Below are 7,720 nucleotides of genomic sequence, written 5' to 3'. Positions count from 1 at the left end.
ACGGTGCGGGTGACCGACCGGGGCGGGAAGGACCTGGTCGCGCCGAAGAGCTTCTCCCTGGTGCCGGTGGACGGGCAGCTGCACAACCACACCGGGTTCCCGAAGTACCAGCACACCACCTTCGGCCTGTTCGACGCCGCCGATACCGCAGCCCAGGGCTACCGGTACGCCACCGAGCTGTCCGACGGCATCTCCGTGGTCCGCTCCACCTACAACAAGCTGCACCTTCTTCAGGAACGCGAAACGTTCCTGATCGCCGGGGACAAGCGGATCAGCCTGCACAAACAGGGCATGGACTACACAGGCGAGAAGGACGAAACGCCGCCCTCACCGTCAGCGCTGCCGGCGAACTACGCCAAACCCACCGAAGCACGGGTCACGCACCTGGGCCCCGGCGGCAAGTCCCGGACCACTGCGGAGACCGCCGTCTTCGATGATCACGGCCGGCAGGTGGAGCGGCGGGATGTGACCGGGGCGGTCACCCGCACCGAGTACGGGCCCTACGGGCAGCCGGTGAAATCGGTCACCACCGGCACCGACGGCACCGTCGCCGAAACGCGGAACACCCTCACCCCCGACGGCAGGCATGTTGCCGCCACCACCGAAGCCATCGCCAACAAGCCGGGCGAAACCCCCAGGGCACGCACCACCACCAGTTTCGAGACCGATGAGCATGGTGAGCTGGCATCGAAGACCGTCACCTGGGCGGAGGGCGCACGCCCGGAGGGTGATGAGGGGCCGCAGAAGCTGACCGAGACCTACACCACCAGCATCGACACAGGCGCTCATACGCGTACTGATGCGGTGACTACGCCGGCGGGGACGGTGAAGCAGGTCACCGATCTGGCCACCGGCGAAGTCGTCGAAACCATCGATACGGTGGGCCGGGCATCGAAGACGGTGTATGACGATGCGGGGCGGGTGGTCAAGGAGACCGGTCCGGACGGGCTGGCCGTCACCGCCGCGCACACCCCCACCTCCACCACGCTCACCACCCCCGACGGGCACGTCACCGTGGAGACCAGGGATCTGCTGGGGCGGGTGGAGAAGAAGACCGACAACATCACCGGCGGGAGGATCACCGGTGATCCCGGGGTGCGGATGCTGCAGCAGGTGGAGTACTCGCCTGACGGGCTGACCGCCACCACCAGCGACGGTGCCGGGCGCAAAACGGTCACCACGAATGATCTGCTGGGTCGGCCGGTGAAGGCGGTTGCTCCCAACGGCATGACACAGCTCTTCTCCTACGACGACGTCGCGAACACCAAGACCACCGCGCTGCTGCCCGCCGGGGACAGCGACCCGGCTAAGACGGTGACCACCACCACCGAAAAGCTGGATGCTGCCGACCGGACGGTCGCCTCCTCGACCCGCCACGCGGACGGCACTCCCGTCCCCGCGGCTTCTCAGTCCTTTGACGGGCTGGGCCGGCAGCAGGAAGCAACCTCTGGGGATGTCACCACCCGCCTGGCCTACGGTGCCGGCGGCACGGTCGACACAGCCACCCTCACCCCGGCCGCCACGGAAACGTTCCCCGGGGGTGAGGTCACTGCTGAGCCCCGTGCGGATCTGACCGGCGGGCCGGTGGTCAAGACCCTGAGCTCGGGTGAGGAGAAGCGGTCCGGGACAACGGTGAAGCGGGACGCGGCGGGGCGGGTGGTCCAGGAGAAGGACCCCGCTGGCGGGGTTATCGCCACGGTCTATAACGAGCGGGGTGAGGCGCAGAAGGTGACCCGCCCGGACGGGTCGGTCACCACCACCGCCTACGACCCCGCCACCGGCCGGATCACCGGAACCACCACCGTCTCCCCAGACGGCAAAACCACGGTGAAGACGGCCTACACCTACGACAAGACCACCGGCCGGGTACTGGAGGTGTTCGACCCCTCCGACAAGACGGGCACGGTCATCTCCTACACCTACGACGCGGACGGCCACGTCACCAAAGTCACCTACCCCGACGGCAAAACCCTGACCCAGGAATACGACACCCACGGACAGCTCACAGCTGCGGTCGACGCGGCCGGGGCGCGCACCGTCTACACCCACAACGGTGACGGCACCCTGCACTCGGCGAAGCAGACCGGCACCGACGGCAAGACCCTGGCCGAGGTCACCTACACCTACGACAAGCTCGGCCGGATCGAGAAGGTGGAACGCGGCAACGGCGTCACCACCCTCTACACCTTCACCGACGCCAGCCAGACCAAGACCGAGAAAACCGTGCGCGCGGACGGGTCTGTGGTGAGTGAGACGGCCTACAGCTACGACGCGCACGGCAACCTCACCTCCCGCACCGACACCCGCCCCGCCGTCAACGACACCGGCACGGTACTCAAAGACGAGCACGGCGGGGTGAGCATGGCGGTCACCAACACCGCCTACCGCTACGACGCCTACGACCGCCTCATCCACTCCACAGTCAGCAACGACAAGGGCCAGGCGGTCACCGAGACCGCCTACACCCTCAACGTCTCCGGCGACATCACCCGCTCCGAGACCACCCGCCACGACCAGGGCGGCAAGAAGAGCGTGACCGAGCACGACATCGACCCCGCAGGCCGGCTGACCGCCATCACCACCGACGGCGAGAAGAAAACCCAGGAATTCGACCAGGCCGGAACCCTGACCAAAGACCACCACGGGAACACCTGGACCTACAACCCCCACAACCAGCCCCTCACCGTCACCACCCCCGACGGCACCCGCACCACCTACACCTACTGGGCCGACGGATCACGTGCTACCGCCACCACCACCCCCGCCCCCGCCCCCGCCCCCGGCGCAGAACGAAGCGGAGAAGGAGGCGCGGAAGGCGGCGGTGCGACGGTGACCGGGTTCTACTACGACCCCACAACCGGCACCATCACCAACGACACCCACACCACCAGCGGTGAGGGTGAGAGGGGCGGTGAGGCCCAGTCTGCCGTAGTCACCGGCTCCTACCTCCAGGCCGCCACCCGCGAAGCCCGCACCCTCACCACCACCGACCCCGCGGCCAGCGAGATCACCCAGACGGCCAACACCACCGGCGGCGGCTACCTCCACCACGACCGCCACGGCAACACCACCACCCTCACAGGTGACGGCGGCCACATCAACGCCGCCTGGCACTACACCGACTACGGACAGCACACCACCCCCACCACCACAGCTGTGACCGCAGCCGTCAGCCCAGGCGCAGCCGCGGGCACCAACCCCTTCACCTACGCCGGCGAATACACCAACACCACCACCGGCACCCAATACCTGAAAAACCGCCTCTACGACCCCGCCCAGAAACGCTTCACCACCCGCGACAACGCCCCCCAGCACAACCGCTACATGGCCTTCGACGCCAACCCCGTCATGAAAACCGACCCGTCGGGCAACACCGCCATACCCGACTGGGGCCAGTACCTCATCTACGGCATCACCCTCGCCGCAGCGTTCATCACCACGGCCATCACCCTCGGCCTCGGCGGCAGCGCCGCAGCCATCGGCATCGCCCTCGCCGGCGCCGCCCTCGACGGCGCCGGCGCCACCCTCGACATCACCGCCCTCGCCACAGGACGCAACCAACTCGAAGACCCCCTCAACATCGCCTCCCTCACCCTCGGAGCCGCCGGCATCCTCCTCGGAGGCGGCACAGCCATCGGCACCGGCGCAAGCCTCGGCAAGCGGACGGCAGCAACCACGCTTGGCGTTGCCCACCCAAGCACGCTTGGCGTTGCCCACCCAAGCACGCTGAAAGCCATCCTGCGGGCGACTCCCCTCCTCAAGAGCGGGGTATTTCGCACCCCTAGCAGGAATAGAATGACGCAATGGATTGAAGACAACACGCGGAGAACGGCGCCACCCTATGATATGGAGGATATTTATTCAAGAATCCGGGGCTCGGGACTCATCCCTGGCGGATGCTCTATTCATTTTGCCTGCGGAGTCAGCTACATGCGTCAACAACATGCCGGGACAGAATTTGACAGTAGGGCGCTCGAATTTACAGGAGACAGGAATAGCACCCTGGAAGACTTGATCGACCGTTACGAACTAACAACGGTATCAGGTTATGGGAATTGGCGGGATGAGGCCGGTGCGGGAATCGCAGCGGCAGTAGGAGGGCTTATTTCCGACCGCTTTGATACGCTCGACCAAGCGCTGGAGGTGGTGGAGTCTGTCGGGAATCCAAAGAAGCACATCTATGGACTTGTCTTCGACTATGACAAGGAAAATAATGCATGGCCCGGTCCGGTCCGTCATGTAATTACGTTGAATGAGGGGCATCTTATTAATAGTTATGGTAAAGTTCTCAGCGAGCCGCTCGGCGAGATCTATGCGAATGCGAGAAATTTCGAGGTCATTCGCGTTGATCTGTAGTCCGGCCTATCGGGCACCGAGCGCGATGGATATCGTGAGGTGGACGAAGACCACGGCGCGGTCGTCGCCCCATCCGCTTCCGCCTTCGGGAAACACTCTGGTCAGCGCGCGGTTATCAGCCCGCTTCGGTCCGCGTCGTCCTGGCCGACGTCGTCTCCCTGCACGGCGGCTCCAGCCCTACTAGCCTCGATCTTTCTTGAGGGTCCGCCGACGGAGTTGGTGGAACCTTTTTCTCTCCGGAGCTGATGGTGGGCAGGCCGGTGGCGCGGCTGTCGCGTCGGGTGGGCGCCGGGTTCCACTGGCCGGGGCGGGTGATGCTGTCGCAGGGACGGTGGGTTGCTGGTCAGCCGGGGCTGGGCAGGAGCGCGAGCCGTTCAGGGGCGACGGTGATCTCGCCGGTCCGGGGCCAGTGCCGGGCGAGGCGGAGAATCCTGCGCCGGCCGGTGGTGACGGGCTGGCGGGCTGCGGGGAAGAGGCGGAATCGCCAGCAACGCGGTTCCCAGAGCCTCGCCCGGCCGGTCAGCGCGAGCATGGGCATCCAGGCCAGCAGGTCGGGCGCGATCTGGACGATCTCCATCCAGACCCGGTTCTGGGCGGTGTCGTGCAGGGGCAGGTTGCGCAGGCCGGTGGCCCGGGCGGCCCGGATCCGGTCCTCGGCCCGTGCCCGGAGCCGGTGACGCAGCTCGAGCTCGGCGATCGGCCGGCCGGTGGTGTTGGTCGCGAAGCAGGTGATCCGCATGCCGTCCGCATCCGTGATCCGCAACTGGGCGCCGGGGTGGGGCCGTTCCTTGCGGAAGATGAGCCGCATGCCCTTGGGCCAGCCGTCCGGGGGCTTGCCGGTGAGCTCGGCGGCCCAGGCCCCGTCCCGGGCCTCACCGCCGGCCTCGACGGCCGGGGTCCAGGTCGAGGCGGGGACCTTCAGCACGTGTTCGCGGATCGCTTCGGTGACCGTCATGCCGACCGAGCAGGACAGCCATCGGCCCCGTTTCGCGAGCCAGGAGACGAAGTCGTGGGTGCCGCCGGCGGAGTCGGTGCGGATCAGGGTCTGCCGTCCTCGCCGGTAGTGCCTGGGCAGCTGGGCCAGGGCGAGTTGGGCGGCGGTGCTGGAGCCCGCGTTTCCCGGTCGGAGGAGGGCGGCGACGGGCTCACCGGTTCCGCCCGGTCCGTGGCCGGCGAAGGCCGTCAGCGGGTGATGACCGCAGGTCTTCTTCCAGGTCGCGGCCGCGTCCTTCTTGTCGGAGTGGCGATCACGAGGACGCCGTCGAGATCGACGGTGACCCGGCCGTCGGCGTCCGGGGCGTTCTCGCCGGCCAGCGGCCAGGCACGATGCCGGACTTCGGAGCGTGCGGATCGGATGGCCTGCAGGGCTTTGTCGCCGGATGCGGCGAGGGTGTCGATCAGACGGGAGATGGCCGGGTCGGAGGCGGCCGGGCCGAAGACAGCCGGCTCACACCGCAGCGTCGCAACGCCCGCGAGGCAGTCCCCGCCCAGTGCGACCGCCATGGCGATATCCAGGAGGATCTTGGCGGGATCGTGGACGGCCCGCGGCTTCCGCCACGGAGCCAAAGCCTGGAATATGGCCTGGTCAACACCGGTCCTGCGGACCGTTTCGACGAGCAGGACCGACCCGGCCTGGGAGACGGCCTGGCGGCCGCCGTCCTGGACACGGACACGTGGGTAGGACCCGATAGAGTACTTCACCTGGGAAGTGCCTCCGGCGGTGGCAGGAACAAGGACCTCGACAATCCTCATTCTTGCTGCTCAGGGGCACTTTCTGCTTTCCTGACCGCCTGGCGGACAGCCCGCTTCATGAAAGCGCGAGGCTAGGGCTAGGCGGGCTGATCGGCGGCGACCTCGGCGCACGTCTCCAACCGCACCTGCCCGAGACCGCGCTCCGTCTCTTGCTCGGCGCCTCGCCGGTGCACTTGGCGCGGTGTACGCCGTTCAGACCTGGCCGCGGGGGCGAGTAGCTGCGGTACAGATGTAGCCGAAATGATCACGGCCGCTGAGCTGGCGCGGAAAGCATAATCGCCGGTATTCCCGACACCGGGGCGGTGGATTGCAGCCGGCACGGGCAGGCGGGGCTGCCGGTCCGGATCGTACGATGACCGCATGACCAGCACGATGCAGTCGTCGAGCCACTGCCCCGCCGGGCGCGGCTTCGTGCTGTTGGTGCTGGCGGTCCTGGCCGGTGTGCTGGCGATGCACGGCCTCGGGCCGGGCCCCGCTCCCGCGAAGGCGTCGGCGGCTGCCAGTGGCCACGTCATGGCGACGGCCCACGAGGAAGCCGCCCAGCAGGTGGCGGGCGGCGACTGCTCGCACACCGATGGCGGAATGGGTCACGCGGATCATGCGGATGCCACGTGCGCGGCGGCCGGTGTTGCTGCTCCGTACTCGCCTCCCGCCCTGGCCGCGGCCCCCGAAGCGGCCCCCGTGCCCGTGGCGCTGCCCGGCAGCGCGGCCGGGATGCCCGAGAGCGGGCGGGCGGCGCCCGACCTGGCCGAGCTGCAACTCCTGCGGATATAGGACGCCCGCACGGCACCTCCTTGCCCCGGCCCAGTGCCGGCGGGGGATGCCGCGTCCGGTACGTCCTCATTCCCGCACTGGCCCGCCCGCTCGGGCGGCGCATCAAGGAGTTGCACCATCATGAACACCAACCGTTCCCTCATCCGGCATGGCGCCGCTGTCGCGGCCGCTACGGCCGCTCTCGTTCTCGCCGCCTGCGGGTCGAACGCCGACAGCTCGGCCGGACACGACGGCCACGCTTCGGCGTCGCCGACCGCCCCGGCTTCGGCCGGGCAGGGCCAGCACAACGCCGCGGACGTCGCGTTCGCCAAGGGGATGATCCCCCACCACCGCCAGGCCGTGGAGATGGCCGGCCTCGCGCCCACCCGCACGGAGTCCGCCGAGGTCAAGACGCTCGCCGCCGAGATCAAGAAGGCGCAGGACCCGGAGATCAAGACGCTGTCGGGCTGGCTGACCTCCTGGGGCGAGCAGGTTCCCGCCGAGGGCGCCATGGACCACTCCATGCACGGCACGGGCGGAATGATGACGGCCGAGGAGATGGACAAGCTGAAGAACTCCTCGGGCAAGGCGTTCGACACCGCCTTCATGGAGATGATGATCAAGCACCACGAAGGTGCCGTGGCGATGGCGAAGACGGAGAAGGCCGATGGCTCCTTCCCCGGCGCCAAGTCCATGGCCGACGCCATCATCACCTCGCAGACCGCCGAGATCACCACGATGAACAACCTCCTCGGCAAGAGCTGACCCACCCCGGGGGGGGGGGGGGGGGGGGGGGGGGGGGGGGGGGAGGCCCCCCCCCCCCCCTCCCTCCTCGGGCACACAACCCCCCCCGGGTTGC

General features: G+C 68.2%; 3 protein-coding genes and 1 pseudogene. 3 read left to right on the top strand and 1 reads right to left on the bottom strand.

Annotation, left to right across the window (positions count from 1 at the left end; translation table 11 throughout):
• Positions 1-9 precede the first annotated feature (9 nt).
• Positions 10-4,356, top strand: coding sequence for an RHS repeat protein (locus AC07DW_RS29950; RefSeq protein WP_478860812.1), 4,347 nt, complete (start codon positions 10-12; stop codon positions 4,354-4,356).
• Between the two features lie 343 nt (positions 4,357-4,699).
• Here AC07DW_RS29950 and AC07DW_RS29945 read toward each other — a convergent pair.
• Positions 4,700-6,057 (bottom strand): annotated as a pseudogene (locus AC07DW_RS29945) (IS1380 family transposase).
• A gap of 411 nt (positions 6,058-6,468) precedes the next feature.
• Here AC07DW_RS29945 and AC07DW_RS29940 point away from each other — a divergent pair.
• Both AC07DW_RS29940 and AC07DW_RS29935 read left to right on the top strand, forming a co-directional pair.
• Positions 6,469-6,882: a DUF6153 family protein gene (locus tag AC07DW_RS29940; RefSeq protein ID WP_478860811.1), complete on the top strand. Its 414-nt coding sequence runs from the start codon at positions 6,469-6,471 to the stop codon at positions 6,880-6,882.
• Between the two features lie 120 nt (positions 6,883-7,002).
• Positions 7,003-7,626, top strand: a complete 624-nt coding sequence (locus tag AC07DW_RS29935) for a DUF305 domain-containing protein (RefSeq protein ID WP_478860810.1) — start codon at positions 7,003-7,005, stop codon at positions 7,624-7,626.
• Positions 7,627-7,720: the final 94 nt, after the last annotated feature.

The sequence above is a fragment of the Streptomyces sp. NPDC045701 genome (assembly GCF_056432045.1).
Note: the sequence above shows the minus strand (reverse complement) of the source record. Positions and strands in the feature narration are given on the sequence as shown.

What these genes read in the sequence shown, in the direction of transcription:
- AC07DW_RS29940 (WP_478860811.1), top strand. Translation starts at nt 6,469, where the DNA reads ATGACCAGCACGATGCAGTCGTCGAGCCACTGCCCCGCCGGGCGCGGC.
- AC07DW_RS29935 (WP_478860810.1), top strand. Translation starts at nt 7,003, where the DNA reads ATGAACACCAACCGTTCCCTCATCCGGCATGGCGCCGCTGTCGCGGCC.